The 26,750-nt window shown below is 49.7% G+C and carries 26 protein-coding genes and 2 tRNA genes; 16 read left to right on the forward strand and 12 right to left on the reverse strand.

Annotated features, from left to right (window positions below):
- Nucleotides 1–7 precede the first annotated feature (7 nt).
- On the reverse strand, nt 8–1,051 hold the full coding sequence (locus tag XMD564_RS09565; RefSeq protein WP_217361972.1) for a TRAP transporter substrate-binding protein: 1,044 nt from the start codon (nt 1,049–1,051) through the stop codon (nt 8–10).
- Nucleotides 1,052–1,295: 244 nt separating this feature from the next.
- A complete protein-coding gene (yhbY, locus tag XMD564_RS09570; RefSeq protein WP_173480234.1) occupies nt 1,296–1,598 on the reverse strand; it encodes a ribosome assembly RNA-binding protein YhbY in 303 nt (100 codons plus the stop codon).
- Nucleotides 1,599–1,696: 98 nt separating this feature from the next.
- On the opposite strand from yhbY, the gene rlmE reads away from it, so the two are divergent.
- From rlmE to pnp, 14 genes are all read left to right on the forward strand, one after another.
- Nucleotides 1,697–2,320, forward strand: coding sequence for a 23S rRNA (uridine(2552)-2'-O)-methyltransferase RlmE (gene rlmE, locus XMD564_RS09575; protein ID WP_173498470.1), 624 nt, complete (start codon nt 1,697–1,699; stop codon nt 2,318–2,320).
- Nucleotides 2,321–2,372: 52 nt separating this feature from the next.
- Nucleotides 2,373–4,370 (forward strand): ATP-dependent zinc metalloprotease FtsH, encoded by a 1,998-nt coding sequence (ftsH, locus tag XMD564_RS09580; RefSeq protein ID WP_173489040.1) that lies wholly within the window; start codon nt 2,373–2,375, stop codon nt 4,368–4,370.
- A 57-nt stretch (nt 4,371–4,427) separates the two neighbouring features.
- Nucleotides 4,428–5,297: a dihydropteroate synthase gene (gene folP / locus XMD564_RS09585; protein WP_173508236.1), complete on the forward strand. Its 870-nt coding sequence runs from the start codon at nt 4,428–4,430 to the stop codon at nt 5,295–5,297.
- A 1-nt stretch (nt 5,298) separates the two neighbouring features.
- Nucleotides 5,299–6,648 (forward strand): phosphoglucosamine mutase, encoded by a 1,350-nt coding sequence (gene glmM, locus XMD564_RS09590; protein ID WP_173482973.1) that lies wholly within the window; start codon nt 5,299–5,301, stop codon nt 6,646–6,648.
- Nucleotides 6,649–6,725: 77 nt separating this feature from the next.
- A complete protein-coding gene (secG, locus tag XMD564_RS09595) occupies nt 6,726–7,088 on the forward strand; it encodes a preprotein translocase subunit SecG (protein WP_173480239.1) in 363 nt (120 codons plus the stop codon).
- Between the two features lie 7 nt (nt 7,089–7,095).
- A tRNA-Leu gene (locus XMD564_RS09600) sits at nt 7,096–7,180 on the forward strand.
- A 45-nt stretch (nt 7,181–7,225) separates the two neighbouring features.
- Nucleotides 7,226–7,302, forward strand: a tRNA-Met gene (locus XMD564_RS09605).
- A 235-nt stretch (nt 7,303–7,537) separates the two neighbouring features.
- The gene (rimP, locus tag XMD564_RS09610; protein ID WP_173480240.1) at nt 7,538–7,993 is read left to right on the forward strand and encodes a ribosome maturation factor RimP; all 456 of its coding nucleotides are present in this window, start codon (nt 7,538–7,540) and stop codon (nt 7,991–7,993) included.
- Nucleotides 7,994–8,025: 32 nt separating this feature from the next.
- Nucleotides 8,026–9,519, forward strand: coding sequence for a transcription termination factor NusA (nusA, locus tag XMD564_RS09615; protein ID WP_173480241.1), 1,494 nt, complete (start codon nt 8,026–8,028; stop codon nt 9,517–9,519).
- Nucleotides 9,520–9,547: 28 nt separating this feature from the next.
- Nucleotides 9,548–12,055, forward strand: coding sequence for a translation initiation factor IF-2 (gene infB, locus XMD564_RS09620; RefSeq protein WP_173483790.1), 2,508 nt, complete (start codon nt 9,548–9,550; stop codon nt 12,053–12,055).
- Nucleotides 12,056–12,063: 8 nt separating this feature from the next.
- Nucleotides 12,064–12,444 (forward strand): 30S ribosome-binding factor RbfA, encoded by a 381-nt coding sequence (rbfA, locus tag XMD564_RS09625; protein ID WP_173480243.1) that lies wholly within the window; start codon nt 12,064–12,066, stop codon nt 12,442–12,444.
- A 1-nt stretch (nt 12,445) separates the two neighbouring features.
- Complete coding sequence (gene truB, locus XMD564_RS09630; RefSeq protein WP_173508237.1) at nt 12,446–13,390, forward strand: tRNA pseudouridine(55) synthase TruB; 945 nt, start codon at nt 12,446–12,448, stop codon at nt 13,388–13,390.
- 102 nt (nt 13,391–13,492) lie between these two features.
- Entirely contained in the window at nt 13,493–13,762 is a 270-nt protein-coding gene (gene rpsO / locus XMD564_RS09635) for a 30S ribosomal protein S15 (protein ID WP_173480245.1), read from the forward strand.
- A gap of 179 nt (nt 13,763–13,941) precedes the next feature.
- Nucleotides 13,942–16,053: a polyribonucleotide nucleotidyltransferase gene (gene pnp, locus XMD564_RS09640; protein ID WP_173482972.1), complete on the forward strand. Its 2,112-nt coding sequence runs from the start codon at nt 13,942–13,944 to the stop codon at nt 16,051–16,053.
- 301 nt (nt 16,054–16,354) lie between these two features.
- Here pnp and XMD564_RS09645 read toward each other — a convergent pair whose 3' ends face one another.
- Genes XMD564_RS09645 through rsuA form a run of 3 tightly spaced genes read right to left on the reverse strand, consistent with a single transcriptional unit; the run spans nt 16,355 to nt 18,770 of the window.
- Complete coding sequence (locus XMD564_RS09645; RefSeq protein ID WP_173480247.1) at nt 16,355–17,038, reverse strand: YciC family protein; 684 nt, start codon at nt 17,036–17,038, stop codon at nt 16,355–16,357.
- Between the two features lie 6 nt (nt 17,039–17,044).
- On the reverse strand, nt 17,045–18,079 hold the full coding sequence (locus tag XMD564_RS09650; RefSeq protein ID WP_173508238.1) for a methyltransferase: 1,035 nt from the start codon (nt 18,077–18,079) through the stop codon (nt 17,045–17,047).
- Nucleotides 18,072–18,770, reverse strand: a complete 699-nt coding sequence (gene rsuA, locus XMD564_RS09655; RefSeq protein ID WP_173480249.1) for a 16S rRNA pseudouridine(516) synthase RsuA — start codon at nt 18,768–18,770, stop codon at nt 18,072–18,074. Before rsuA ends, XMD564_RS09650 begins: the two co-directional genes overlap by 8 nt.
- A gap of 122 nt (nt 18,771–18,892) precedes the next feature.
- On the opposite strand from rsuA, the gene XMD564_RS09660 reads away from it, so the two are divergent.
- Nucleotides 18,893–19,726 carry a 6-carboxytetrahydropterin synthase gene (locus XMD564_RS09660; protein WP_173482969.1) on the forward strand — a complete coding sequence of 278 codons (834 nt, stop codon included), beginning with the start codon at nt 18,893–18,895 and terminating at the stop codon, nt 19,724–19,726.
- Here XMD564_RS09660 and panC read toward each other — a convergent pair.
- The 6 genes from panC to dksA form a co-directional block, all read right to left on the reverse strand.
- The gene (panC, locus tag XMD564_RS09665; protein ID WP_173480251.1) at nt 19,723–20,571 is read right to left on the reverse strand and encodes a pantoate--beta-alanine ligase; all 849 of its coding nucleotides are present in this window, start codon (nt 20,569–20,571) and stop codon (nt 19,723–19,725) included. The two genes, XMD564_RS09660 and panC, sit on opposite strands and share 4 nt — an antisense overlap.
- A gap of 3 nt (nt 20,572–20,574) precedes the next feature.
- A complete protein-coding gene (gene panB / locus XMD564_RS09670) occupies nt 20,575–21,369 on the reverse strand; it encodes a 3-methyl-2-oxobutanoate hydroxymethyltransferase (RefSeq protein WP_173482967.1) in 795 nt (264 codons plus the stop codon).
- 35 nt (nt 21,370–21,404) lie between these two features.
- Complete coding sequence (folK, locus tag XMD564_RS09675) at nt 21,405–21,887, reverse strand: 2-amino-4-hydroxy-6-hydroxymethyldihydropteridine diphosphokinase (RefSeq protein WP_173508239.1); 483 nt, start codon at nt 21,885–21,887, stop codon at nt 21,405–21,407.
- 1 nt (nt 21,888) lies between these two features.
- The gene (pcnB, locus tag XMD564_RS09680; RefSeq protein WP_173505769.1) at nt 21,889–23,322 is read right to left on the reverse strand and encodes a polynucleotide adenylyltransferase PcnB; all 1,434 of its coding nucleotides are present in this window, start codon (nt 23,320–23,322) and stop codon (nt 21,889–21,891) included.
- Between the two features lie 386 nt (nt 23,323–23,708).
- Entirely contained in the window at nt 23,709–24,578 is an 870-nt protein-coding gene (gene gluQRS, locus XMD564_RS09685; RefSeq protein ID WP_173480255.1) for a tRNA glutamyl-Q(34) synthetase GluQRS, read from the reverse strand.
- Between the two features lie 49 nt (nt 24,579–24,627).
- A complete protein-coding gene (gene dksA, locus XMD564_RS09690; protein ID WP_173480256.1) occupies nt 24,628–25,059 on the reverse strand; it encodes an RNA polymerase-binding protein DksA in 432 nt (143 codons plus the stop codon).
- Between the two features lie 171 nt (nt 25,060–25,230).
- Here dksA and XMD564_RS09695 point away from each other — a divergent pair, with 171 nt between their 5' ends.
- Nucleotides 25,231–26,403 carry an aminotransferase class I/II-fold pyridoxal phosphate-dependent enzyme gene (locus tag XMD564_RS09695; protein ID WP_173508240.1) on the forward strand — a complete coding sequence of 391 codons (1,173 nt, stop codon included), beginning with the start codon at nt 25,231–25,233 and terminating at the stop codon, nt 26,401–26,403.
- On the opposite strand, the gene XMD564_RS09700 is transcribed toward XMD564_RS09695, so the two are convergent.
- On the reverse strand, nt 26,400–26,714 hold the full coding sequence (locus XMD564_RS09700; protein ID WP_173489050.1) for a Rieske 2Fe-2S domain-containing protein: 315 nt from the start codon (nt 26,712–26,714) through the stop codon (nt 26,400–26,402). The two genes, XMD564_RS09695 and XMD564_RS09700, sit on opposite strands and share 4 nt — an antisense overlap.
- Between the last annotated feature and the right edge of the window lie 36 nt (nt 26,715–26,750).

Below are 26,750 nucleotides of genomic sequence, written 5' to 3' on the forward strand. Positions count from 1 at the left end.
CTTTTAATTATTTGCTGTATTTCTCAAGCATAGCGTTAGCTGAGTCAAGAAGCTTCTGGCCTGGTAGACCTAGACCGTCCATCTCTTTAACCCACTCAACGGGTACGTTAGCGGTTACTTCCTGCATTTTCTTCACTTCTGCAGCTGGCATCTGTGAGCGAGTTGCGTTCTCGTCAATCAGCTTACGACCGTAGTTTTCAGCGTTTTTGAAGAACTCACCGCCTAGCTTGGCGAAGTACATGCCAGCGTGGTCATCCATGATCTGTTGAAGATCAGCAGGCATTGATTCGTACTTAGCTTTGTTCATGCCCAAAAGGAATACTGCGGTGTATAGACCACGGCCATCTTCTGTTTGAACTTCAACCGCGTTGTCGACAAGCTCATGAAGTTTGAGAGCAGGTACGATTTCAAATGGAATCACTGTGCCGTCGATCACGTTTTTGGCCAGTGCCTGTGGCATCTCTGGTACAGGCATACCGACTGGAGTAGCGCCTAGAGCATCTAGAGCAGCAGCAACTGGACGGCTTGGGTTACGAATCTTTTTGCCAGCGAAGTCAGCAACAGAGTCGATTGCGTCACCTTTAGAGTAAACAACGCCACGGTCATGCGTCCAGAATGCTAGAGGGTGCATATCAGCAAACTCTTTCTGAACTTCTGGGTTAGCTTCGTAGTAAGCCTGAAGTGCCTGCGACGTTTCGTATGCATCCGTTACCATGAATGGGTTTTCAAATGCAGAGATCGCTGGGAAACGGCCTGGAGTGTAACCAGGAAGCGTCCAGATGATGTCAACGAAACCGTCTTGAACTTGGTCAACTAGCTGAGGTGGTTTACCACCCAGAGACATTGAACCGTAAATCTTGATCTTGATACGGCCTTCAGACGCTTCTTCAATAGAATCAGCCCATGGCTGGAAGAACTTAGCGTGTGCAGGTGCCTTCGCAGGAAGGAAGTGGTGCATCTTTAGGTTAAATTCAGCGGCCTGTGCAGAAGCTGCAATAGCAGCGCCAAGAACTGCAACACCGGCAGTCTGAGCGATAATACGTTTGATCATTATTTTTCTCCTTGGGGTTTTAAACAAGACATCGACTAACTTGTTAATACTAGCTCAAGAATCATTAAACTCGTTGAGTTGGATCTAGATATTAGAAGTTGTTTTTCTTCTATTAAAGCGACTCGTTGCGTAACACTATTTTTTATACGGTTGTTCAACAATCCCTTGTTCACATTTTTGAATAGGGGGTTGGTTACATTTAATTAAGCTGTAAGGCCTGTAATATCAATAAATGAACCAATGATTAACGCATTAGATTGGAGAGTTTTGGATTTGGTTCATCCGACGCTCTGAATAGCACCGCTACGTTACCGATCTCTTGCACCAGTTCTGCTTCAACAACAGCGACTAGCTCTTTAATCAGTTCGCGCTTTAGGTCACGATCGCCAACGGCGAACTTTACTTTGATCAGTTCGTGATCTTCCAGCGCTCGGTCTACTTCTAACTGAACGTTTTCAGTCAGTCCGTTGCCGCCAACCATAACGATTGGGTTTAAAGTGTGTGCACGCGTGCGAAGACGCTTTTTTTGATCAGTTGTTAAGCTCATATTAGAATTAGTGCCTTAAATTTGGTGGGCGTTACAATTTCTTCATTTTAACCCCTTTGTTGCATGCATCATAGAGTGATGCTTTCTAGGAACATCCCTTGGCAAGATCTAAAAGCAGTGGTCGTTGGTTAAAAGAGCATTTTGACGATCAATACGTAAAGCGTTCTAAAGATGATGGGTACCGTTCACGCGCCTGCTATAAGTTGATGGAAGTGAATGATAAAGACCATCTGTTAAAGCCTGGAATGACGGTTGTCGATCTGGGCGCTGCGCCAGGTGGTTGGTCTCAAGTGGCGGCCGAAATTGTTGGTGACTCCGGCCGTGTAGTGGCTTCGGACATTCTTGAGATGGCTCCGCTGGGCGGTGTTACATTCGTTCAGGGCGACTTTACGGAAGATTCCGTCTTCGAGGAGATCCTCTCTGCGATAGGAGATGAGCCAGTAGACCTTGTAATTTCAGATATGGCCCCCAATATGAGTGGTAATGCATCTTCCGATCAGCCAGCTGCGATGTATTTGGTGGAGTTGGCGTTGGATATGGCGCGTCAGATACTGAAACCGAACGGCAACTTTTTGGTGAAAGTATTTCAGGGTGAAGGGTTTGATCCCTACCTGGCAGAGCTGCGCAGTAACTTTAAATCGGTGGTCACCCGTAAGCCAGATTCATCTCGCGCGCGTTCGCGTGAGGTCTATCTGCTCGGAAAAGGTTTTAAAGACGTATAGCTTTTAAACAGAGCTTTCGTTTTAGTTTATAGAGGGTAAGAAGTTGAACGATATGGCAAGAAATTTGGTGCTATGGTTAGTGATTGCAGCCGTACTGCTAACCATCTTTAATAATTTTAGCGCCGAGACCGAGAGCGGCCGCCTGAGCTACTCTGACTTTGTGGCAGAGGTTCAATCAGGCCGTATTGAGCGTGTGACGGTTGATGGTTTTACCATCGAAGGTGTGCGTCAGAATGGCGATCGTTTTGAAACCGTTCGCCCAGCGATCTCGGATCCCAAGCTGATTGATGACCTTCTAGAGCACAATGTCGTCGTTGAAGGCAAAATGCCTGAGCAGCAGAGTCTATGGCAGCAGCTGCTCGTCGCGACCTTCCCGATTCTTATCATCATTGCCATCTTCATGTTCTTTATGCGTCAAATGCAGGGCGGTGCCGGCGGTAAAGGCGGCCCTATGTCTTTCGGTAAATCGAAAGCGCGCATGATGAGTGAAGATCAGATCAAAACAACCTTCGAAGATGTCGCAGGTGTAGAAGAGGCCAAAGAGGAAGTTGCTGAGTTGGTCGACTACCTTCGCGATCCAGGTAAATTCCAGCGTTTAGGTGGCCATATCCCTCGTGGTGTCCTAATGGCAGGTAACCCTGGTACCGGTAAGACGCTGCTTGCTAAGGCGATTGCTGGCGAAGCTAAGGTGCCTTTCTTCAGTATTTCCGGTTCTGACTTCGTTGAGATGTTTGTCGGTGTCGGTGCGTCACGCGTGCGTGACATGTTTGATCAAGCTAAGAAACATGCGCCTTGTATTATCTTCATCGACGAGATTGATGCGGTCGGTCGTTCACGTGGTGTCGGTCTTGGCGGTGGTAATGACGAGCGCGAACAGACGTTGAACCAGCTTCTTGTCGAGATGGATGGTTTCGAAGGCACTGAGGGTATCATCGTGATCGCGGCAACCAACCGTCCCGATGTGCTTGACCCTGCTCTGCTACGTCCAGGTCGTTTTGACCGTCAGGTGCACGTTGGTCTGCCTGATATTCAAGGTCGTGAAAAAATTCTTAAAGTCCACATGCGCAAAGTTCCGCTGGGTGATGATGTTAAGCCTGAGTTGATTGCGCGTGGTACGCCGGGCTTCTCGGGTGCTGATTTGGCTAACCTGGTTAACGAAGCAGCCCTGTTTGCCGCACGCGATAGCCGTCGCACTGTCGGTATGGAGCAGTTCGAGAAAGCGAAAGATAAGATCATGATGGGTGCTGAGCGCCGCTCTATGGTCATGTCTTACAAAGAGCGTCTGAATACGGCATTCCACGAGGCAGGTCACGCGATTGTCGGTCGTCTGATGCCTGAGCATGATCCGGTTTATAAAGTGTCTATCATCCCGCGTGGTCGTGCGTTGGGTGTGACGATGTTCCTTCCTGAAGAGGATCGCTACTCGTTCAGTCGTCAGGGCATTATCTCGCAAATCTGTTCGCTTTACGGTGGCCGAATTGCGGAAGAGATGACACTGGGTAAAGAGGGGGTAACAACCGGTGCCTCAAACGATATTCAGCGTGCGACTCAGCTTGCGCGCAACATGGTGACGCGTTGGGGTCTGACCGATGAGTTGGGTCCACTGCTCTACGGTGATGAAGATGATGATCCATTTGGTCGCGGCATGGGGCAGCCATCTAAACCGATGTCGGGTGAAACTCAGAACAAGATCGATGCCGAAGTTCGCAAAATCATCGATGAGTGCTACCAGAAGGCTTACCAAATTCTGACGGATAACCGTGATATCCTTGACTCAATGTGTGAAGCGTTGATGACCTACGAGACGATCAGCAGCGATCAAATTGATCAGTTGATGGCGCGTCAAGAGGTGACGCCACCAGAGGGTTGGAACGATTCTCAAGAGCGTGTTGATGCCGTCAAAGAGGAAGAGGCGGCTAACAGTTCTGAGTCTGTCGCTGAGTCTGATGTGCCAGAAGTAGATCAGGATGATCAAGCTTCTCAATCTAACGAGGGTCAGTCGGGTTGGGGCGATCCTCAAGATGATCAAAAAGACGAGCCCAAACAGTAATATCGTGATTCACAAAAGCCCTCACTCGTGAGGGCTTTTTCGTTGTTTGCAGAGTGTATGAATAAAGGTAGAAATGTGACGCAGCTACAGTGTGCCGGTCGAGTACTCGATCTCTCTAAAACGCAGGTAATGGGTATTCTTAACGTGACGCCTGACTCCTTTTCGGATGGCGGTCACCTCTATCAACACTCTGCGCTCTCTATCGATAAAGCGCTCCAGCATGCCCAGCAGATGGTTAACGACGGCGCGACGATTGTTGATATCGGCGGTGAATCGACTCGCCCTGGTGCCGCTGAAGTCAGTGAGCAGGAGGAGATGGATCGTGTATTGCCGGTTCTGGAACGAATCAATGCCGAGATCGATGTGGTGGTCTCTATCGATACCAGCTCTGCTCAATTGATTTCAGAATCGGCCAAGCTAGGGGCTGGTCTCATTAATGATGTTAGAGCTCTAGGGCGTGAAGGCGCGCTAGAGGCTGCTGCAAAAACGGATCTGCCAATCTGTCTGATGCATATGCAGGGTAGCCCGGCGACAATGCAGCGACAGCCAGAGTATGCCGATGTGGTCTCTGAGGTGATGGATTTTCTCGATCAGCAGTTAGATCGGTGTATGGCTGCAGGGATTGCGAAAGAACGATTAATCGTAGATCCCGGTTTTGGGTTTGGCAAAACCTTGCAACATAATTTACAGTTACTCAATCGCTTGGATAAATTATTGGACTTAGGCGTGCCTGTGTTATCGGGCACCTCTAGAAAAACCATGGTGGGCCAGGTGCTTAACCGTGAGGCTGACCAGCGACTCTTTGGTAGTCTTGCAACCGTTGCGCTCGCGGTTGAGCGCGGTGCAAGAATTATTCGTGTGCATGATGTTTTAGCAACCGTCGATATGGTTCGTATGACGGAAGCCGTTTTAAAGGAAGGGATCTAAATTGGGTCGTCGTTATTTTGGTACAGATGGTATTCGTGGACAGGTAGGAACCTTTCCTATCACCCCAGATTTTGTGTTGAAGCTCGGTTGGGCTGTGGGTCGTGTGTTTGCCCGTGAAGGACGTAGTAAAGTCCTGATTGGCAAAGATACTCGAATCTCCGGTTATATGTTTGAGTCGGCGCTTGAGGCAGGCCTGTCTGCCGCCGGTGTTGATGTGTTATTGCTAGGCCCTATGCCAACGCCAGCGATCGCTTACCTAACTCGTACCTTCCGCGCTGATGCCGGTATTGTGATCAGTGCATCGCACAACCCCTATGACGACAATGGTATTAAGTTCTTCAGCTCGGCGGGCACTAAGCTGCCAGATGATGTCGAAGAGCGCATTGAAGCCCAGCTTGATCTGGCTATGACTACGGTTAGCTCAGCCGAATTAGGCAAGGTTCGTCGAGTCAATGATGCCGCTGGGCGATACATAGAGTTCTGTAAATCGACTGCCGCGGGTTGTTTGAATTTAGCGGGCCTTAAGGTTGTCGTTGATTGTGCCAACGGCGCTGGTTATCACATTGCGCCTAAGGTCTTTGCTGAGCTAGGCGCTTCAGTCATCGAGATTGGTACCGATCCAGACGGCCTAAATATTAACGAGCAGTGTGGTGCGACGGCGCCTGCAGCACTTCAAGCTAAAGTGCTCGAAGCAGAGGCAGATCTGGGTATTGCATTAGATGGTGATGCCGATCGATTGATTCTTGTTGACCATAAGGGAGAGATCGTCGATGGCGATGAGATCCTCTTCATCATTGCCCAGGCGTTACAGCAGAGCGGTGAGTTGCAGGGCGGTGTCGTTGGTACGCTGATGACCAATCTTGGTTTAGAGCAAGCGCTGGCAAAAATGGATATTCCGTTCGTGCGAGCTAAAGTGGGCGATCGCTATGTATTAGAGCAGCTCGCAGAGCACGACTGGAATTTGGGTGGCGAAGGGTCAGGTCACATTGTCTGTCGTAATATTCTACCGACGGGTGATGCGACCATTGCCGCTGTTCAGGTGCTTAAAGCGGTCGCGCAGTCAGGCAAAACGATTAATCAGCTGAAGCACGGTATGCAAAAACTACCGCAGAAGATGATCAACGTGCGCTTGGCTAAGAAGGTAGATATCGCATCTTCGCCAGCCGTGGCAGAGCATGTTGCAGCAGCCGAGGCGCGTTTGGCTGATCGTGGTCGCGTATTGCTACGTCCCTCCGGGACTGAGCCTGTGGTCCGTGTTATGGTTGAAGGCTCCGATCTTGATGAGGTGGATCAGGTCTGTGAGACACTGGCGGGGCAGGTTGAAAAAGAGCTGCAGGCGCTTGTATCTTGACGGGTGCTCGGGTAAGATTTGCGCCTCTTTTAAATGGCACCCCTGTTTTCGGTGCGTAATTAAGGTTTAAAGCTAGAATGGAAACCATCGTTCTTATCATTCACGTATTGCTTGCAGCAGCGGTTATCGGCCTGATTCTTATTCAGCAGGGTAAGGGTGCAGAAGCGGGTGCGTCATTTGGTGGTGGTGCCTCTCAAACTGTTTTCGGTAGCCAGGGTAGCGGTAGCTTCCTAGGTCGCGTTACAGCCATTCTTGCTGCGGGTATCTTTGTAACCAGCTTCGTTTTGGCTGTGTTCGCGAAAGAGAAAGCCGCGTCTGTTGGTGATGCAGGTATCCCTGATGCTGCAACGATTGAAGCGGCTGCCCAGGTTGAGCAAGCGTCAACAACGGAACTGCCTGTTGTGTCGGAATCAGAGATTCCAACAGCAGGAGACAACTAAAAGTTTAGCCCAGGTGGTGGAATTGGTAGACACGCTATCTTGAGGGGGTAGTGTCTTAGGACGTGCCGGTTCGAGTCCGGCTCTGGGCACCAAGTTGTAAACGCAGTGGGTGAAGCGTAAAATTTACCTGTTTTTGATGCGGGGTGGAGCAGCCTGGTAGCTCGTCGGGCTCATAACCCGAAGGTCGTCAGTTCAAATCTGGCCCCCGCTACCAACTTTACGTTGGGTATTTGTGAAAATCCTGAAGACTAGTTTTGACGGGTTTTTACTACCACTTTTAGGATGTTACATCCTTGTTTGGTAAGCCCCTTTATGGGGCTTTTTCGTAGCTATTTGATGGCCGCGTCCAAACAGAAGACAGTGATATCTGCCTTCCGTACATGGTGGTAGATAAGTCAAAAATGGGTCTATATGACCCATTTTTTGTTTTTGAAATTTATAGGTGAACAGTGTCAGCAAAATTAAAGCTGTTACAAGAGTTGATTGATCCAGTTGTGCAGGGCTTAGATTTGGAGCTTTGGGGGCTGGAGTACAACGCGTCAGGTAAAAATAGCCTGTTGCGTATCTATATAGATGGCCCTAACGGAGTGTCGGTCGATGACTGTGCGCGCGTTAGCCAGCAGGTGAGTGCTGTGATGGATGTAGAAGACCCCATCTCAGAGAACTACACCCTTGAAGTCTCATCCCCAGGGATGGATCGTCCCCTTTACACTCTAGAGCAATTCGCTGCGTATGCTGGCCATACGATTCAACTGCGTCTGCGCTCGCCGTTTGAGGGGCGTCGCAAGTTTAAAGGGATTCTTAACGGCATCGAAGGCGAAGATGTGCTTTTGGTCGTTGATGATCACGAATATTTGTTACCGCATGACCTGATCGATCGGGCCAATGTGGTGCCGCAATTTTAATCCGCTTTGACTATTAGGAGCGAAGAACTGATATGAATAAAGAGATTCTACTGGTTGCTGAAGCCGTCTCTAACGAAAAAGATGTCCCGAAAGCGGTCATCTTTGAGGCGATTGAAGTCGCGCTGGCAACAGCCACTAAGAAGCGCTACGACGAAGAAGCTGATATCCGAGTGGTTATCGACCGTGCAACGGGCGATTATGACACCTTCCGCCGTTGGTTGGTTGTGGATAACGAAGCGGTTCCTGCACTGGGTACCGAGTTGACCATGCAAGAGGCAGAAGAGATCGACACTAATCTGCAGCCTGGTGATTACCACGAAGAGCAGGTTGAGTCGGTTGCATTCGGTCGTATCGCAGCTCAAACAGCGAAGCAAGTTATCGTACAAAAAGTCCGTGAGGCTGAGCGCGCTAAAGTAGTTGATCTTTACCGTGATCGCCAGGGCGAATTGATCGCGGGTACTGTTAAGAAAGTGACTCGCGACAATGTGATTGTTGATCTGGGTAACAACGCAGAAGCACTTCTGCCACGTGAAAACCTACTACCTCGTGAAATCTTCCGTATGGGTGAGCGTGTTCGCGCGGTGCTTCAAGAAGTTCGTTCTGAAGGTCGCGGCCCACAGCTTATCCTTAGCCGTACTTCAAACGAGATGTTGATCGAACTCTTCTCTATCGAAGTGCCAGAGATCGCCGAGCAGATGATTGAGATCCGTGCAGCGGCTCGTGATCCAGGTGCTCGCTCTAAGATCGCTGTTAAGACTCAGGATCGTCGTCTAGATCCTGTAGGTGCCTGTGTTGGTATGCGCGGTGCGCGTGTTCAAGCCGTCTCTGATGAGTTGGGTGGTGAGCGTGTCGATATCATCCTTTGGGACGACAACCCTGCGCAGCTTGTGATCAATGCAATGGCGCCTGCTGAAGTCGCTTCGATCGTTATGGACGAAGAGACTCACTCAATGGACGTCGCGGTTGATGAAGATGCTTTGGCGATGGCGATCGGTCGTGCCGGTCAGAACGTTCGTCTAGCAGCAGAGTTGACTGGTTGGGAACTGAACGTGATGAGCGAAGCGGAAGCGGCGTCTAAACACGAGTCTGAAGTGGGTAAAACAGTGGATCTGTTCATCAAGCACCTTGATGTCGACAGCGACCTTGCTGAGATCCTAGTTGCTGAGGGCTTCACCACGCTTGAGGAAGTTGCCTACGTACCGGCTAACGAAATGCTTGAGATCGAAGAGTTTGACGAGGAGATCGTTGACGCCCTTCGTGAACGCGCAAAAGATGCACTGCTTAACCTTGCAATTGCAGGTGAAGAGCAACTTGGCGATGTAGAGCCAGCAGAAGACCTCCTAACTATGGAAGGTATGGAACGTACCCTAGCGTACACATTAGCAAGCCGTGGTGTGGTTACCATGGAAGATCTTGCAGAACAGTCTATTGAAGAGCTGCTAGACATTGAAGGCATGACCGAAGAGCGCGCAGGTGAGTTGATTATGACAGCGCGTGCACCTTGGTTTGCAGAAGATCAGCAGTAATTAGACAACGGAAAAGGAGAACCCATTTATGGCAGAAGTAACGATTAAACAGCTTGCCGATGTGGTTGGTGTATCCGTTGAGCGTTTGTTAACACAGATGCAGGAAGCGGGAGTCGAAGGTAAATCCAACGATTCAACTGTCACAGAGATAGAGCGTCAGCAGCTATTAGCCCATTTGAAACGCAGTCACGGCGAAGATGCCGATGACGTTGGCGCACCGAAGAAGATCACGCTTAAGCGTAAGACAACCTCTACGCTGAAAGTGGGCGGTGCCGGCAGTCGTAAAACCGTTAACGTTGAAGTGCGTAAAAAGCGTACCTACGTGAAACGTACAGAGATTGAACAGGCTCCAGAAGCTCCAGCAGTGGAAGAGACTCCAGTGGCAGCGCCTGAACCACAGGTTGAAGCACCGGTCGTTGAAGCGGCACCAGAGGTGGCGGTTGAAACGGCTGCAGAGCCTAAAGTGGAAGCGCCAAAAGCAGAAGTTAAAGAGGCCGCTGAACCGGTTAAAGCTGAAGAGCCTAAGCCTGAGCCAGTGGTTGAAACGCCGGTTGAGAAGAAACCAGCTGCGGAACCTAAAACTGAAAATCCTCGCAACAAGAACAAGCAGCGCGATGAGCGCCGTAACAACCAGCGTGATAACGACGATCGTCGTAAGTCGAAAGGTCGTGGTAATGGCACGCTGAACGCTCGTCCGGGTAAAGGCGGTAAGCCAGGTCGTGGTAAGCCAATGCGTCAAGGCGATAACCAGCACGGCTTTAAAGAGCCGACGACTGCGATTGTTCATGAAGTCTCTATTCCAGAGAGCATCACGGTTGCTGATCTGGCTAAGAAGATGTCGATCAAAGCGGCTGAAGTGATCAAGGTGATGTTCAAGATGGGTGCGATGGCAACCATCAACCAGCCAATCGACCAAGATACTGCGATCCTTGTGGTAGAAGAGATGGGCCACAAAGCGGTGCCTATGGTAGAGAACGCGATCGAAGATGAGTTGATGGAGTCGGTGGCCGCTCACAGCGGTGAGTCTGTGACACGTGCTCCGGTCGTTACCGTTATGGGTCACGTTGACCACGGTAAAACATCCCTGCTCGATTACATCCGTTCAACACGTGTAGCTTCTGGCGAGTCTGGCGGTATTACCCAGCACATCGGTGCTTACCACGTTGAGACTGACAACGGCATGGTGACCTTCCTAGATACTCCTGGACACGCCGCGTTCACCGCTATGCGTGCCCGTGGTGCCTCTTTGACGGATATCGTTGTCCTGGTAGTTGCCGCAGATGATGGTGTGATGCCACAGACTGAAGAGGCGGTTCAGCACGCTAAAGCGGCTGGTGTACCTCTTGTAGTTGCGGTCAACAAGGTCGATAAAGAGGAAGCGGATCCAGATCGAGTTAAGAACGAGCTGGCTCAACGTGATGTTATTCCTGAAGATTGGGGCGGCGATGTTCAGTTCTGTCCAGTCTCTGCTAAAACAGGTCAGGGCATTGATGAGCTGCTTGAAGCGATCCTTCTTCAATCAGAAATTCTTGAGCTTGAAGCGGTTCCAGATGCGCCAGGTACAGGTGTTGTCGTTGAGTCACGTCTCGATAAAGGTCGTGGTCCGGTTGCTACGCTACTGGTTCAAAACGGTACCCTTAAGCGCGGTGATATCGTACTAGCTGGTCTTCACTACGGCCGTGTACGTGCCATGCTTGATGAAAACGGCAAGCCGCTAGAAGCGGGTGGCCCTGCGATTCCAGTTGAGATTCAAGGTCTAGACGGAACGCCAGATGCAGGTGAAGACTTCACCGTAGTATCCACTGAGAAGAAAGCGCGTGAAATCGCTCTATTCCGTCAGGGTAAATACCGTGAAGTTAAACTGCAGCGTCAGCAACAGGCGAAACTTGAGAACCTATTCTCGAACATGGAAGCGGGTGAAGTTAAGTCGCTTAACATCGTCCTTAAGACCGACGTTCGAGGCTCTCTAGAGGCGCTGACTAGCTCACTAGAAGATCTCTCTACCGATGAAGTAAAAGTGAACATCGTCTCTGGCGGTGTTGGTGGTATCGGTGAAACCGATGCTAACCTTGCGTTGGCCTCCTCAGCGATCCTAATCGGCTTTAACGTTCGTGCAGACGCTCAGGCGCGTGCGATTGTTGAGCGTGAAGAGATGGAGCTTCGCTACTACAGTGTTATCTACGACATCATCGATGACGTGAAACAGGCGATGAGTGGTCTACTCTCTCCTGAGTTCAAAGAGGAGATTGTTGGTATTGCTGAAGTTCGTGATGTCTTCCGTGCGCCTAAGATCGGTGCGGTTGCCGGTTGTATGGTTATCGAAGGTACAATCTTCCGTAATAAACGCATCCGTGTCCTACGTGATAACGTCGTTATCTACGAAGGTGAGCTTGAGTCACTGCGTCGCTTTAAAGACAACGTCAACGAAGTTCGTCAGAACATGGAGTGTGGTATCGGCGTGAAGAACTACAACGATGTTAAAGTCGGCGACCAGATTGAGGTTTACGACACAGTTGAAGTTCAACGTACCATCTAAGAGGTTGTATGGCTCGCGATTTTAAACGCACAGACCGAGTAGGGGACCAGATCCAGCGTGATTTGGCGACCCTTATTCAGCGTGAGATTAAAGATCCACGCATTGGAATGGTGACGATTAACCACGTCAAAGTAGCGAAAGACTTAGGCTATGCGGATGTCTACATTACCGTTCTCCCACTGGGTGAACAGGATGAGGCGGAAGCGACCAAGCAGAGTCTAGAGGTGCTTAAGCAGGCTGCAGGTTTCCTTCGTGCTGAACTGGCAAAAGGCATCTCACTGCGAGTCATGCCGGCGTTACGTTTCCATTATGACGAGAGCATTCATCGCGGTCGTCACCTAACGAGCTTGATCGAGAAGGCTCGCCGTCTCGAAGATAACGAGGGCTAACATGGCTCGACGTAAAAAAGGACGCCGCATTGACGGCGTCTTTTTGCTTGATAAGCCTCAGGGCATCAGCTCGAATGCTGCCCTGCAGAAGGTAAAACGTCTGTATGACGCAGCGAAAGCGGGTCACACAGGCGCACTAGACCCTCTAGCTACCGGTATGTTGCCCATCTGTTTGGGTGAAGCGACTAAGTTTTCACAGTTTCTTCTCGATTCTGATAAGCGCTATATCACAACGGCAAAGCTAGGGGTTCGCACTGACAGCAGTGATGCTAATGGCGAAGTGATCGAAACTAAGCCTGTTCCTGAGTTAGATCGAGACGCGTTAAACGATCTGATTCAAGCCAAATTCTCTGGCGAAATCGAACAGGTTCCATCGATGTTCTCGGCCTTAAAGCACAATGGCCAGCCGCTTTACAAGCTGGCGCGCAAAGGTGAAAAGGTCGAAGTTAAGCCGCGTCAGGTATGCATTTACGAGATCAAACTGCTGGATCTGCGTGCTGATGAGATTGATCTTGAGGTGCACTGTTCTAAAGGCACCTATATTCGCTCCATCGTCGAAGACCTAGGTCTGGCACTTGGCTGTGGTGCGCATGTCAGTATGTTGCGACGGCTTGCCGTGGCTACCTACGATCGAAGCGCAATGCTGACACTCGAACAGTTGAATGAGATTGCACAACATCGTGAGTCAGATCAGTCGTTAGAGTGCATACAAATGCGTTTAGATGCGCTATTATTGCCGCCCTGGAGTGCAGTGGAGTCATTGCCTTCAATCGAATTACCCGCAGATTTAGCAAATCGTCTTCTGCAGGGGCAACGTTTAGGGGAGTTATTCTCAGAGCGCGGCCTCGTCAGACTCTTTGCTGAAGAGCGATTCTTAGGTATGGCTGAAGTGGATGATGAGGGGCGATTACGCGCTCGTCGACTACTCGATACCTCTGAAAACTGATTTACCCTCAAGGGTATGACGCTTCACTGAAAATATGCTCGGTGTTGCGCGACTTAACCCGCAGCCTAGACTGTGTGCATATTGCTAATAGGAGATAAAACAATGGCATTGTCTGTTGAAAAGAAAGCTGAAATCGTTGCAGCGTACGGTCGTGGTCAGAACGATACTGGTTCACCAGAAGTTCAAGTTGCCCTTCTAACTGCAAACATTGAAGGCCTTCAGGGTCACTTCAAAGCGAACAAGCAGGATCACCACTCACGTCGTGGTCTAATTCGTATGGTTAACCAGCGTCGTAAGCTGCTGGACTACCTTAAGAAGAAAGATGCTACTCGCTACGTTGAGTTGATCGGTCGTCTAGGTCTTCGTCGCTAAGAGCTAGATACCCAGTTAGGGCCATACTTAGTATGGCCCTTTCTACTTTAAACCCTCCGCAAAACCAAATGATCTGACAGCCTGTACTCACTTGAGTTTACTGAATTCAACTGAGTACTGGCTTTAAAAGAGTGAAGATCAGGGGACGCGGAACATAGTTAATTACTAGGAGTTAATCGATGTTTAACACGGTTACTAAAACGTTCCAGTTCGGTAATGACACCGTAACGATCGAAACTGGTAAGGTCGCTCGTCAGGCGACTGGTGCAGTTATGGTTACTGTTAACGAAAAGACACAGGTTCTGTGTACTGTCGTTGGCGCAAAAACAGCGAAAGAGGGACAAGACTTCTTCCCACTTTCAGTGCACTACCAAGAGAAATACTACGCAGTTGGCCGTATCCCTGGTGGCTTCTTCAAACGTGAAGGCCGTCCAACTGAGAAAGAGACACTAACGTCTCGTCTAATCGACCGCCCAATTCGTCCACTGTTCCCTAAAGGGTTCATGAACGAAGTTCAGGTGGTGTGTACTGTGGTCTCTTCTGATAAGAATGTTGATCCAGATATCGCTGCAATGATCGGTACCTCTGCAGCACTCACCATCTCTGGTATCCCATTTGTTGGCCCAATCGGTGCAGCACGTGTGGGCTTCACGGAAGATGAAGGTTATATCCTTAACCCAACCTACGAAGCGCTAGCAAACTCTGAACTAGACATGGTCGTAGCGGGTACCAACGAAGCGGTACTGATGGTTGAGTCAGAAGCGAAAGAGCTTAGCGAAGATGAGATGCTAGGTGCGGTTCTATTTGCTCACCAAGAGATGCAAGTGGTTATCAACGCCGTTAACGAATTTGCCGCTGAAGCCGCTAAACCTAAGTGGGATTGGCAGCCAGCTGCTAAAAACGAAGCGCTGACTGATGCGATTACTGCTGCATTCGGTGCACAGGTTGAAGCAGCCTTCCAAGTAGCAGACAAGATGGAGCGTCAAGACACGCTTAAAGCACTTCGCGATGCCGCTGTAGAGCAGTTTGCAACAGGTGAAGAGGGCGCACCAGGCGCTGGTGAAGTCTCTAAAGTATTCGCGTCTATCGAGAAAGCAACTGTACGTGAACGTATCCTTAGCGGTCAGCCACGTATTGACGGTCGTGACGGTAAAACCGTTCGTCCAATCGAAGTGGAAGTGGGTGTTCTTAAAAACGTACACGGTTCAGCTCTGTTCACTCGTGGTGAAACTCAGGCAATCGTTACTTGTACACTGGGTACAAGCCGTGACGTACAGATCATCGATGCGCTTGAAGGCGAGCGTCGTGATCCATTCATGCTTCAGTACAACTTCCCTCCATACTCTGTTGGTGAAGCTGGCCGTATGGGTGGTGCAGGTCGTCGTGAAATCGGTCACGGTCGTCTGGCTCGTCGTGGTGTCTCTGCGGTACTTCCAACTCAGGAAGCCTTCCCATACACCATGCGTCTTGTTTCTGAGATCACTGAATCAAACGGTTCATCATCAATGGCCTCTGTCTGTGGCTCTTCACTTGCCATGATGGATGCGGGTGTACCAGTCAGTTCAGCAGTTGCCGGTATCGCAATGGGTCTGGTTAAAGAGGGCGATCGTTTCGCTGTCCTAACCGATATTCTGGGTGACGAAGACCACCTAGGTGATATGGACTTTAAAGTAGCAGGTACCGAAGCCGGTGTTACAGCACTGCAGATGGATATCAAGATCACGGGTATCACTGAAGAGATCATGGAGATCGCTCTAGAACAGGCACTGGACGCTCGTGTTCACATCCTACGTGAGATGGCGAAAGTGATCGGTTACGCTCGTCCAGAACTGGCTGACCACGCTCCTGCCATGACTCAGCTTAAAGTGAACCCAGAGAAGATCCGCGACGTTATCGGTAAAGGTGGTGCAACTATCCGCTCTATTACTGAAGAGACAGGCGCTTCAATCGATCTAGATGACGACGGTACTGTTCGTATCTACGCAGACAACAAAGCAGCTTCACAAGCAGCTGTTGACCGTGTTGTTGCGATCACTGCAGAAGCAGAGATCGGCAAGATCTACGAAGGTAAGGTTGTTCGCATCGAAGAGTTCGGCGCATTCGTTAACATTCTTCCTGGTAAAGATGGTCTAGTACACATTTCACAGATCGCTAAAGAGCGCGTGAACGCAGTAACTGACTACATCAACATGGATGACGTCATTAAAGTTAAGGTACTGGACGTCGATAACCGCGGCCGTATCAAGCTTTCAATGAAAGATCTTGAAGAGGACGAAACTGCAGAGAACTAATCACTGCTGATTCGCACTAAAAAAACCGCCTTTATGGCGGTTTTTTGTTGGAGCGGTCTTAAAAAGGCCGCGATTGTTTTAGAAAGCAGATGACAGGCTAAAGCCAGTCACTGGAGCGCTGATCTTCCTACGAAGTATGGTGACTGGCCTTCAGCCTGTTACCCGCTGTTGAAATCGATCGGGGTTTCAGCAGAGCTGAATTCCCTCCTACAATAGGACTTCGCGATAAGCCCGCAACGGAGTCCTACTGTAGGAGCGAATTGCCCCGAAGGGCAAACCGCGAAAAGATGCTCCAACACCATTAAAGAACCGAAGGTTCATCCTCAACCGGTTCTTTGTCACGCCATGCGCGGTAGACGCGATAGGCGTAGATGGTGCCTAGGACATTTAGGAAGTCTAGGGTGACTGAGATCAGCATCGAGATCATGCTGCTTGGATCGACCATCGGCGATAGGATCACCTCTAGAATGAACAGGCCACCAAAGATCAGAGCCAGACCTTTGAACATGGTCCAGAACAGGCCGTCAGTGCCTTCCCAGCTCTCTTTCATCGAGTCGATTGGCCCTTTACCTTCAATGACACAGATGGCGTTAGCCAGGGCTAAGCGAACGGCTATATAGATACCGGGGGCGATCAGCAACATGAGTCCCAGTGCTGTTACCAATGCCGAAAGCACGAAGGTTAAAAAGAGTCTGCCCCAGCAGCGGAATGCCATAAACCAGCTTTGCGTGGTTGTGATCGAACCTCCATCGATGACGGCTTGCATATAGAAGATGGTCGCCGCTAGGTAGATAGGAACAAACAGCATGTCCATACCGGTTAGCAGAATCAGCTGTGCCTGCATGTTGCTCGACTCATCCACTCCGGAAATAGTGCTCATCTGGATGATCATCAGAATGATCAGAAACGGCAGTTGAATGCTCAATAGAGCACTGAAGTTGGAACGGAAGAAGAAAAACGATTGTTGTAGATAATCTTTAGTCATAAAACTCTAGCGCTTAGGCTTAGTCAGTAAATAGGTGCAAAAATGTCCTGTATCTTGGTCAAGCTCGACAGACTCGAAGTAGCTTGATGCGATACGTTTCAGTGGTACATGCTGGTTCACGACGAAACAGGCTTTCCCCTCTGCTGCTAACAGTCTAGCGGCATTTCTCGAAAAGCGGTCAGTTAAATCGTAATCGATCCCAAAACCACTATGAAAGGGCGGGTTACATAGTATCAGATCGTACTCAGAGGCCAACTCTTCACCGGCATTGGTTAAGCAAACTTCAGCCTGAAAGTTCGCTGCTGCCAAGGTTGCTTGCGTCGCTTTGATTGCTGCTGCGTTATTGTCAGTCGCTGTGATGAAAGATGCTTGGCTACAGGAAGCGAGAGTAAGATAACCTGATCCACAGCCCAGGTCTAACACACGATCGGCTCCAATCGGTAGCTGACGATTGAGGATATAAGGTAGGCACTCAATCAGCTGCTGGCTACCTTGGTCGATTTTTTTCCAACCATATACACCGGGCTTTGATAGTAGTGAGTATTCACTTACTTTGGAAACCTCTCGGACTTGATGATAGTCTTGATCATCTAACGGTGTGCCTGTTGCCTGGCCTACTGTGAGTTCGACCCTCCAGCTATCGCCGCCCAATTTAACCTCAGAGCGATCACCGTTTAGGCATTTTTGGCCATTTTTGGCGTAGCTTTTTATCCCTTCTGATTTATCACCCAACAAGATTAGGCGAGCACCGGACTTTAACTGCTCTGCTGCCAAATTGATGAGATGATTAACAACCGCCTTCTCTTTGCTGATGCGATACAGAATAAGATCAGTGGTTAAGTCTGTAGGCCACTCAAAATCAGAGAGTGAGCATTGCCAGCCTTGAGCGCAAAGTGCTTGTTGCTGATCAAAGCGGTTGGTCAGAGCCTGCCAACCGGAGGCGGCTTGAACTGTTTTTGGGTTGAGGTTTTCATCAACAATCAGAAGGCCGTTTGGATTGGCTTGAATCTCCTGATTGATGAGCGATTCGAAGTTAGCCATTAAAGATGCTGGCTACCTCGTCGTCAGTGAGCTCTCGCCACTCACCCTCATAGAGATCATCATCCAGTGCGATCGGTCCAATCGATTCGCGATGCAGCTCTTCTACTTTGTTACCCAGTGCTGCGAACATGCGCTTTACTTGGTGGTAGCGTCCTTCGAACAGCTCCACTCTGGCTACCTGCTCAGAGAGAATCTCTAATTTTGCCGGTTTAGTGAGCTCTTTCTCACCATTAAGCTGAATACCGCGCTCGAATTTCTCGATGTAGCTCTCATCAATCGGGTCTGCCAAGGTCGCTTCATAGATCTTACCCAGCTTATGACGTGGCGAGGTGATACGGTGACACCACTGCCCGTTATCACTGAGCAGTACTAACCCTGTTGTATCAACATCTAACCGACCGGCAATCGTGAGGTTATCGACACGTGGAAGTTCGATAAGGCCCAGCACGGACGCATGATCACCCTCATCGTGTGAGCAGACATAACCCAGGGGCTTATTAAGCATGATGTAGCGATCACGCGGGGCTTCAATTTCGTAGCCGTCCAGAATGACTTCATCCTCTTCAGCCACTTTGCGAGCGGGGTTCTTTTCAAGTTCGCCATTCACTCGTACCTCTTCGGCGTGCAGCATACGCTTCACCTCTTTACGAGAGAAACCGGTGGATTGAGCAAGGTACTTATCGAGTCGCATAGGAAGGGTTCACCTGAATTAAGATCATTGCATTATACCGGAGCAACCGATGGCTGCGAACAATCAGGTGATTTCTTATCCCGATTCGCTAAAATAGCAGCACAAGCTGTTAGGAGTCGTGTGTGAAGCTATTTGTTGATGATCTTACCCATGTTGATTTTACCTATTTGGACGCGCAACGCGGTCTTGTGGGTGAGTCCTGGGCTGTCCGTTTAGAGCTGGACGGCCAATTAAATGATGAGGGGATGATTGTTGATTTTGGCATCGTTAAAAAGCGCGTGAAACAGTGGTTTGATGCTGGCTTAGATCACTCGTTAGTGATTGCCGATAAGACAGCTAACCTAAAGGTGACTACAGCAGAACAGAACACGACTGTGGAGTGGCTCTACCCATCGGGTGAGCCCCTTCGTTGCAGCGCGCCACATCAAGCGTTTGAGATCCTTCCCGTGGATGCGATAGAGCCTGAACCCGTCGCTCGTTGGTGTGAACAGGAGTTGGCTGCGATCTTCCCAACGGTCAGTGGTATCAAAGTGACCCTATACCCGGAAGTGATTGACGGTGCCTACTACCATTACACACACGGTCTACAGAAGCATGAGGGTAACTGCCAACGTATCGCTCATGGACACCGCTCAAGAATCCACATTCTAATTGATGGTGAGCGTGATCTAGCACTTGAAGCGCAGTGGGCAAAGCGCTTTGAAGATATCTACATAGGGACAGAAGATCATGTCGTCAGTCGTACCGAACAGTCTGTCAATTTTGCCTACCAAGCACCCCAGGGGGCATTCAGCCTGACGCTTCCTACCTCAGTGGTCTACATGATCGACACGGAATCTACCGTGGAGTTGATCGCCAATCATCTGGCGCAAACCATTGCGGCAACCCTACCTGGAAAACAGATTGAAGTGCGTGCGTTTGAGGGAATTGGTAAGGGTTCGATCGCAACGGCTTAGCGATCGAACTCAAGATTATCAATTAGACGAGCGTGACCTAAATAGGCGGCCGCTAAGATCACCAGTTGAGTGTCATCCGGTGTCGCCGGCTGAAGCGTATTGCGATTAACGATATGCACATAATCACGACGGAACCCCGCCTCTTCTAATGCTTCACTCGCTTTGACCTGTAGCACTGCAAACTCGTTGCTACCCGCTTGAACCTGATCACGGATTTGGCTCAGTTGTTGGTAGAGCGCTGGCGCTGCAGCCAGTTCGCTGTCGGTCAGATAACCGTTACGAGAGCTGAGTGCTAAACCTGAGTCAGCACGGGCTGTCTCTTCCCCAACAATCTCAATGGGCATCGATAGATCATCGACCATACGGCGAATTACGTGCAGCTGTTGAAAGTCTTTTCGTCCAAATACCGCTAGGTCAGGTTGGACCAAATTAAACAGTTTGTTGACGATGGTCGTGACACCGCGGAAGTGTCCGGGGCGGCTAGCACCGCAGTAAAGATTAGAGACTTCTGGTACTTCAACAAAGGTCTGTGAATCACGACCCTTGGGGTAGACCTCTGCCTCAGCTGGCGCAAACAGCAGATCGCAACCAAACTCCTTCAGACTCGCCTGATCCTCTTCAAGGGTTCGAGGGTATCGTTCCAAGTCGTCAGCGTTATTAAACTGTAACGGGTTAACGAAGATCGATGAGACAACAAAGTCTGAAAGCTCGCGAGCCCGAATCAAAAGATTTAAGTGACCTTGATGAAGGTTGCCCATGGTCGGCACGAAGCCGATCTTTTTACCTGCAGCACGTGCTGCAGTGACCGCAGCTCGAAGCTCGGCAATGGTCGTAACGGTTTTCATAGATTATTCGAAACTGTGCTCTGGGCCAGGGAATGTGCCGCTTTTAACGTCGGCAACGTACTGTTCAATCGCCTCTTGGATCGAGCCAGCACCTTCCATAAAGTTTTTAACGAATTTGGGACGCCGTCCAGGTGTAATACCTAGCAGATCATGCATTACAAGCACTTGAGCATCGGTAAGATTACCTGCACCGATGCCAATCACTGGGATGTCGAGGTTTTTAGTGATTTCACAGGCCAGTAGGGTTGGCACACACTCTAACACCAGCATATCTGCGCCTGCGTCCTGTAAGCGCTGAGCGTCCTCAAGCATCAACGTCGCGGCATGGTTGTCGCGTCCCTGTACCTTGTATCCACCCAATTTATTGACCGATTGTGGTGTTAAACCTAGGTGTGCGCAGACAGGTACGCCTTGGCGGCTGAGTGCTGAAATGGTGTCAGTTAACCAAGCGCCGCCTTCCAGTTTGACTATGTGGGCACCAGCGCGCATCAGTTTTGCGGCACTCTCTTCCGCTTGCTGAGTGTTTGAGTAGCTCATAAAGGGCAGGTCAGACACGATGAGAGACCCTTGGTTGCCCATAGCCACCGCGCGAGTGTGGTAGGCCATATCGTCAACCGTTACCGGCAGCGTGCTGGATTCACCTTGCAGAACCATACCCAATGAATCACCGACCAGAATCAGGTCTACGCCAGCACTGCTGGCGACATGGGCGAATGTTGCATCGTAGGCAGTTAGAACCGCAAATTTCTCTCCCGCCTGTTTTTTCTCAATTAAACGGTGCAGGCTTGGTGTGCTCATTTAATCAGTCTCTCTATTCGATAAGATGCGCACTATTATAGTGCGATTGGTTCCAGTGTGCCCATAGGGCATTGGCTTAATAGTTGCTTTAGATCAGTGCCGTTAGGTAAGTGAAGATTGGGGGCGATTTCGGCCAACGGGTAGAGTACAAATGAACGCTCACACATAAAGGCGTGGGGTACTGTGAGTCGCTCAGTATTAATGACTTGATCACCAAAGAGTAAAATATCCAGATCTAAGGTTCTCGGCCCCCAGTGTTGCACTCGAACACGATCATGGGCTTGCTCTATCGCTTGCAGTTCATCCAACAGTTGTTCGGCTTCTAAGCCTGTCTCAAGGCAGGCGACCGCATTGATGTAGTCGGGTTGTCCAGGCGGACCCACTGGATCTGAGCGATAGAGTCTGGAGTGCTCTACAAGGTTGGTGTTGGGAATCGCCTGCAGTTCTCGCAGAGCATCAGTCACCTGCTTTAGAGGATTCTCTAAATTGCTGCCCAATCCGACGTAGGCGCGAATCATCTTATGACTGCTCTTTTGGCTTACGATTAGGGCGACGACGGCGAGAGCGTTTGCGGCGCTCTTCAGCGGGTACCTGAGGACGAGCATTGGGTTGGCTGTTCTGGTATTCGGTCCACCAACCACTGATTCCGTTAAGATCTTCACCACTCTCTTCGCGCAACACTAAAAGATCGTAGCCAGCACGGAAGCGTGGATGCTCCATCAGTTGATCGGCACGATCGCGGCGCATTAGACGGTGCTGCATCTCCCAGATTTCACGAATCGTCGTGGAGAAACGTCTTGGAATGGCAGTCGCTCGGACCTGTTCACCTAGGATCTGATTAGCGGCCTCGTGAAGTCGCTGTAGAGGCGGTAGGTCTTTATGTCCTTCAAGATCACGCATGCGATCCACCAGCGGGTACCAAAGCATCGCTGCAAATAGAAAAGCGGGGTTGACGCTCTTATCCTGAGCAAGACGGCGATCAGTATTGCGTAACGCATTGTTAACGAGCTGCTCGACTGGGTACTCATCGCTACCTAACATGCGATCAGTGGCCGGTAGAAGGTACTTAAATAGATCAAAACGGAGCAGTTGGCGAAGGCAGGCTTCGCCGTAGCCGGTTTGTAATAGCTTAAGTACTTCATCAAACATGCGAGCAGGAGCGACTTTGCTGATCAAGCCACCCAGTTTATGAATCGGTTGGGCGGTGTCGGGGTCGATATCAAAGCTCAGTTTTGCAGCAAAGCGAGCGGCGCGCAGCATACGAACAGGGTCTTCTCGGTAGCGCTCTTCTGCATCGCCGATGATGCGAATGCGTTTTTCAAGAAGATCTGGGTAGCCGTTGGCAAAGTCATAAACGGAGTTGTCTTCAACGTTGTAGTAGAGCGCGTTAATCGAGAAGTCGCGACGCTTTGCATCCTCTTCGATGGTGCCGTAGACATTATCACGCAGCAGCATGCCCGACGCGGCCTGTCGTGACTGATCCTTAGAGGTTGAAACGCTGTCGTGTCCGGCACGGAAAGTGGTGACTTCGATGATCTCTCGACCAAAACGGACGTGGACGATCTTGAAGCGGCGACCAATAAGTCGAGCACGGTTAAATAGGGGTTCTGCTTGCTCAGGGGTTGCGGAGGTAGCAACGTCAAAATCTTTAGGGTTTTTGCCGACCAGAAGATCGCGTACACAGCCACCGACTAGATAGCCATCGTAGCCGTTATCAAGCAAACGGTAGACGACACGCATGGCATTGTCATCCAGAGCGTGGCGAGGAATGTTATGGATCGACTCGGGAACAACGCGACGTTCACCTTCCGGCAAAATGGCTGTGACTAGATCATCCGCTTGGGTGTTTTCAATATTGGCTTCAGTGATCGGTGCCGCTTTAGTACGAAGCGCAAAATAGAGGCCAGCAATCGCGGCAATGCCCAAAAGGAACAGAACAATTTGAGAAGTCATTTAAAAACAGTTCGAGTCAAAATACAAAGGCGCTAGTCTACCAGTAGTTAGTAAGAATTAATAACCGGTCTGAAAATGTCTTATATAAAATGAATTTTAGAGGGGTAGGATTTGCGTTTGGGGGTTCGAGCGTGAGGCTGCCACCAATAATTTGGTGTTATTTTTATTGTCCCTTGCGGTGACAGTCCTCACGATCGAGTAATGCTCCATTTTTATTTTTATTCGGAGCAGGTATTTCGTCGGCACCTTTTGCTCTTGTTATTTTTATTTGAGCTAAGTATTGCGCCGTCCTTTCTTGTTGTTGTGGAGCGACTATAGGTAATCCATTAGCTCTATTCAACTCTAAAGTGAAAAAAATTTAACACTTCATACCAAAGTCTAAATAACTAGCTGTTTTTAATAACTTTTGGAACTTTTTGTATATCCCAAACGTCTAGTGCGAACTGAATAAAAGTCTCTACATCGCTCGGTATATCGCACTTTTCATCAATCTGCCCAAGCCTAACCATCGCCTTTTTAAGTTGTTTAATGATTTCCAATGGTTCTGTTGGCAAGGCGCACGCAAAGGTCTGTTTCGATAGTTTTTGTCCATCAGCGGCTAACACCAACGGCAAATGAGCATATTTCAGCAGAGGGTAGTCCTGTGTGAGCTGCAGTGCTCGCTGTTTATGCGTTTCATCAAGCAGATCTGACCCTCTAACAATGTCAGTCACTCCCTGTTCATAGTCATCCAGTACGACGGCAAGCTGATAAGCAACAATGCCATCACGACGGTAGAGAATGAAATCACCAACCCCTTCTGAAGGAGTCGGCTGAGAGCCTTGAAGGAGGTCATCAAACCCTGAACATTGCTCCACTTTAAATCGGACTGCGGTTGGCTCTTTATTGGCAGGGTGCAGCAAACAGTACCGATCGTAATGCGGTAAGGCGTGCCGACTCTTTAAGTCCGTTCGGCTACAACCACAGCGATATGCCTGCCCTTGAGCGATGAGCGACTGAAAGAGATCAGTGTAGCGATCGATTCGGTCAGTTTGACGCATGACCGTTTTATCCCAATGGAGACCGTAGGCTTCTAGCGCTTCAAGAATCGCCTTTTCATGCGCCTGCTGACAGCGTGGTTGATCAAGATCCTCTATTCGGACTAGCCAAAGTCCATGATGCTTTTTAGCTTCTAGGTAACTGGCCAGCGCGGTTAGCAGTGAGCCTTCGTGAAGAGGGCCTGTTGGAGAGGGGGCGAATCGACCAATGTAGTTCATTGTATGAATATAAAGGACATAAAAAAGCGCGGTACAAACCGCGCTTCTATTATTTGCCTGTCTGCTTTTCTTTTATCTCTGCAAGCGTCTTGCAGTCGATACAGAGAGTTGCCGTTGGTCGAGCTTCGAGTCGGCGAATACCGATCTCTACACCGCAGGCTTCACAATAGCCGAAATCGTCTTCATCGATTGACTCGAGTGCTTTATCGATCTTGCGAATCAGCTTGCGCTCACGATCTCGTGTGCGAAGTTCAAGGCTGAACTCCTCTTCCTGGCTGGCACGATCGGCAGGGTCAGCAAAGTTGCTAGCCTCTTCCTTAAGGTGGTTGATGGTCATATCGACCTCTTCCATCAGTTCGCGCTTCCACTCTTTAAGAATAAGTCGGAAGTGATCCTTCTGCGCATCGTTCATGTACTCTTCTGAGTCTTTGATGTCGTATGGCGCAATGTGAGTAAAAGATTCAGTATTACTGCTTGGCATAGTGTCTGCCTCGTACCCTGTGATTGTATTATTGCTCTCGATTATTGGGTAATACGTTGGATCGAGAGAGTCCGTTTTTTAGTAAGTCAGCGAAGTTACCAGAACAGTATAAAGATGGCTAGTCTCTGTTGGTGTAACAAGTATACTGTGTCGATTCGATCGGGAGGTGATATGTCTAAGAGTTGGAGTCAGCGTTCGCAGTTAATTGAATCCTTTAAAGTGATGGATCTGCTTAAACACGCTCATGCGTTAGCCGATCAGGGGCGCTCTATCATCCATTTAGGGGCGGGCGAACCCGATTTTGGTGCGGCACCCCAGGTGATCGAGGAGGCAAAACGTCTGCTGGACACTACCCCTATGACCTACACACCGGCAGCAGGTATTTCGGCTCTTCGTGAAAAAATTGCAGCCTTTCACCAACAGCGTTACGGGCAGAAGATCGCCGCAGACAATGTGTTAGTCACAGCAGGTGCTTCAGCAGCACTGCAATTGACCTTTGCCCTGTTAGCCAATCGTGATCAAAAGATATTGATGGCCGATCCAGGCTACCCCTGTAATCGTCAATTTTTGCGCATAGTGGAGGCCCAAGCGGTCTCTATTCCCGTGGATCATGAACAGAACTACCAATTAACCGCTGAATTGGTTGAGCAGCATTGGGATGAACAGACTGCAGGCGTTCTTATTGCCTCGCCAGCTAACCCAACCGGAGCGGTCATCGATCCACAAGAGCTTGCCAATATTGCAGCAACGGTCTCTCGTTTAGGTGGCACCTTGGTTGTTGATGAGATCTACCACGGCCTAACCTACGGTGCAGAGACTCCCAGTGCCTTTAGCATCGATACAAACTGCATCGTGATCAACTCGTTTTCAAAATATTTCGGCATGACGGGCTGGCGCTTGGGTTGGTTGGTAGCGGATGCATCAGCGGTGGCTGAAATGGAGAAGATGGCACAAAATCTCTACATCTCTCCCACGACCTTGTCTCAGTATGCTGCGCTCAGAGCATTCGAACCTGATGCGATTGAACTGTTCGAGTTGCGAAGAGAGGAGTTGCAGCAGCGACGTGATCGCCTGTTAGAAGGGCTCAAGCGAATTGGTTTTAAAGTCCCTAGAACGCCAGCGGGTGCTTTTTATATCTATGCCGATGCTTCAGACTTGTGTGATTACAGCTTTAGTTGGTGCTGGGAGTTACTAGAGAGGGCGGGCGTGGTCGCGACGCCTGGTGCCGATTTTGGTGAGTATCAGGCGCACAAATTTGTTCGCTTCGCTTACACCACCTCTTTGGCCAATATCGATGAGGCGCTTAACCGAATTGAACAGTTTGTCAGCGACACTAGAGGTTAAATCGTTAACCTAATATTCCCGTCGATGATTTCAAAGGGGATCGCCTCTAACCGTTCACCTGGGCAAGGGCCCGCGATGCACTCGCCCTCGTTTATCGTGAATAGCGCGCCGTGCGTGGCGCATTGGATGAACTGCTTTTCGACATCCAAGAAAGTGTCTGGTTGCCACTCTAGGCGAATACCGCGATGGGGGCAGCTGTTTTTGAAAATTGAGATTTGGTCGCCCTGTTTTACAACAAAAAGGGATAGGCCCTCCCGTTCAAAACCACGGCTTTCACCGTCGACTAAATCCGATACACTGCAGAGAATCATGGGTTACACCTAAAATTTTTCCAAATTTTAATGCTT

This window comes from Marinobacterium sp. xm-d-564, assembly GCF_013283345.1.
In the GTDB taxonomy this organism is placed as follows: domain Bacteria; phylum Pseudomonadota; class Gammaproteobacteria; order Pseudomonadales; family Balneatricaceae; genus Marinobacterium_E.

Coding starts and splice junctions, on each gene's coding strand:
- XMD564_RS09565 (WP_217361972.1), bottom strand. CDS start 1,051: ATGATCAAACGTATTATCGCTCAGACTGCCGGTGTTGCAGTTCTTGGC.
- yhbY (WP_173480234.1), bottom strand. CDS start 1,598: ATGAGCTTAACAACTGATCAAAAAAAGCGTCTTCGCACGCGTGCACAC.
- ftsH (WP_173489040.1), top strand. CDS start 2,373: ATGGCAAGAAATTTGGTGCTATGGTTAGTGATTGCAGCCGTACTGCTA.
- folP (WP_173508236.1), top strand. CDS start 4,428: ATGAATAAAGGTAGAAATGTGACGCAGCTACAGTGTGCCGGTCGAGTA.
- secG (WP_173480239.1), top strand. CDS start 6,726: ATGGAAACCATCGTTCTTATCATTCACGTATTGCTTGCAGCAGCGGTT.
- nusA (WP_173480241.1), top strand. CDS start 8,026: ATGAATAAAGAGATTCTACTGGTTGCTGAAGCCGTCTCTAACGAAAAA.
- infB (WP_173483790.1), top strand. CDS start 9,548: ATGGCAGAAGTAACGATTAAACAGCTTGCCGATGTGGTTGGTGTATCC.
- rbfA (WP_173480243.1), top strand. CDS start 12,064: ATGGCTCGCGATTTTAAACGCACAGACCGAGTAGGGGACCAGATCCAG.
- truB (WP_173508237.1), top strand. CDS start 12,446: ATGGCTCGACGTAAAAAAGGACGCCGCATTGACGGCGTCTTTTTGCTT.
- rpsO (WP_173480245.1), top strand. CDS start 13,493: ATGGCATTGTCTGTTGAAAAGAAAGCTGAAATCGTTGCAGCGTACGGT.
- pnp (WP_173482972.1), top strand. CDS start 13,942: ATGTTTAACACGGTTACTAAAACGTTCCAGTTCGGTAATGACACCGTA.
- XMD564_RS09645 (WP_173480247.1), bottom strand. CDS start 17,038: ATGACTAAAGATTATCTACAACAATCGTTTTTCTTCTTCCGTTCCAAC.
- XMD564_RS09650 (WP_173508238.1), bottom strand. CDS start 18,079: ATGGCTAACTTCGAATCGCTCATCAATCAGGAGATTCAAGCCAATCCA.
- rsuA (WP_173480249.1), bottom strand. CDS start 18,770: ATGCGACTCGATAAGTACCTTGCTCAATCCACCGGTTTCTCTCGTAAA.
- panC (WP_173480251.1), bottom strand. CDS start 20,571: ATGAAAACCGTTACGACCATTGCCGAGCTTCGAGCTGCGGTCACTGCA.
- panB (WP_173482967.1), bottom strand. CDS start 21,369: ATGAGCACACCAAGCCTGCACCGTTTAATTGAGAAAAAACAGGCGGGA.
- folK (WP_173508239.1), bottom strand. CDS start 21,887: ATGATTCGCGCCTACGTCGGATTGGGCAGCAATTTAGAGAATCCTCTA.
- pcnB (WP_173505769.1), bottom strand. CDS start 23,322: ATGACTTCTCAAATTGTTCTGTTCCTTTTGGGCATTGCCGCGATTGCT.
- gluQRS (WP_173480255.1), bottom strand. CDS start 24,578: ATGAACTACATTGGTCGATTCGCCCCCTCTCCAACAGGCCCTCTTCAC.
- dksA (WP_173480256.1), bottom strand. CDS start 25,059: ATGCCAAGCAGTAATACTGAATCTTTTACTCACATTGCGCCATACGAC.
- XMD564_RS09695 (WP_173508240.1), top strand. CDS start 25,231: ATGTCTAAGAGTTGGAGTCAGCGTTCGCAGTTAATTGAATCCTTTAAA.
- XMD564_RS09700 (WP_173489050.1), bottom strand. CDS start 26,714: ATGATTCTCTGCAGTGTATCGGATTTAGTCGACGGTGAAAGCCGTGGT.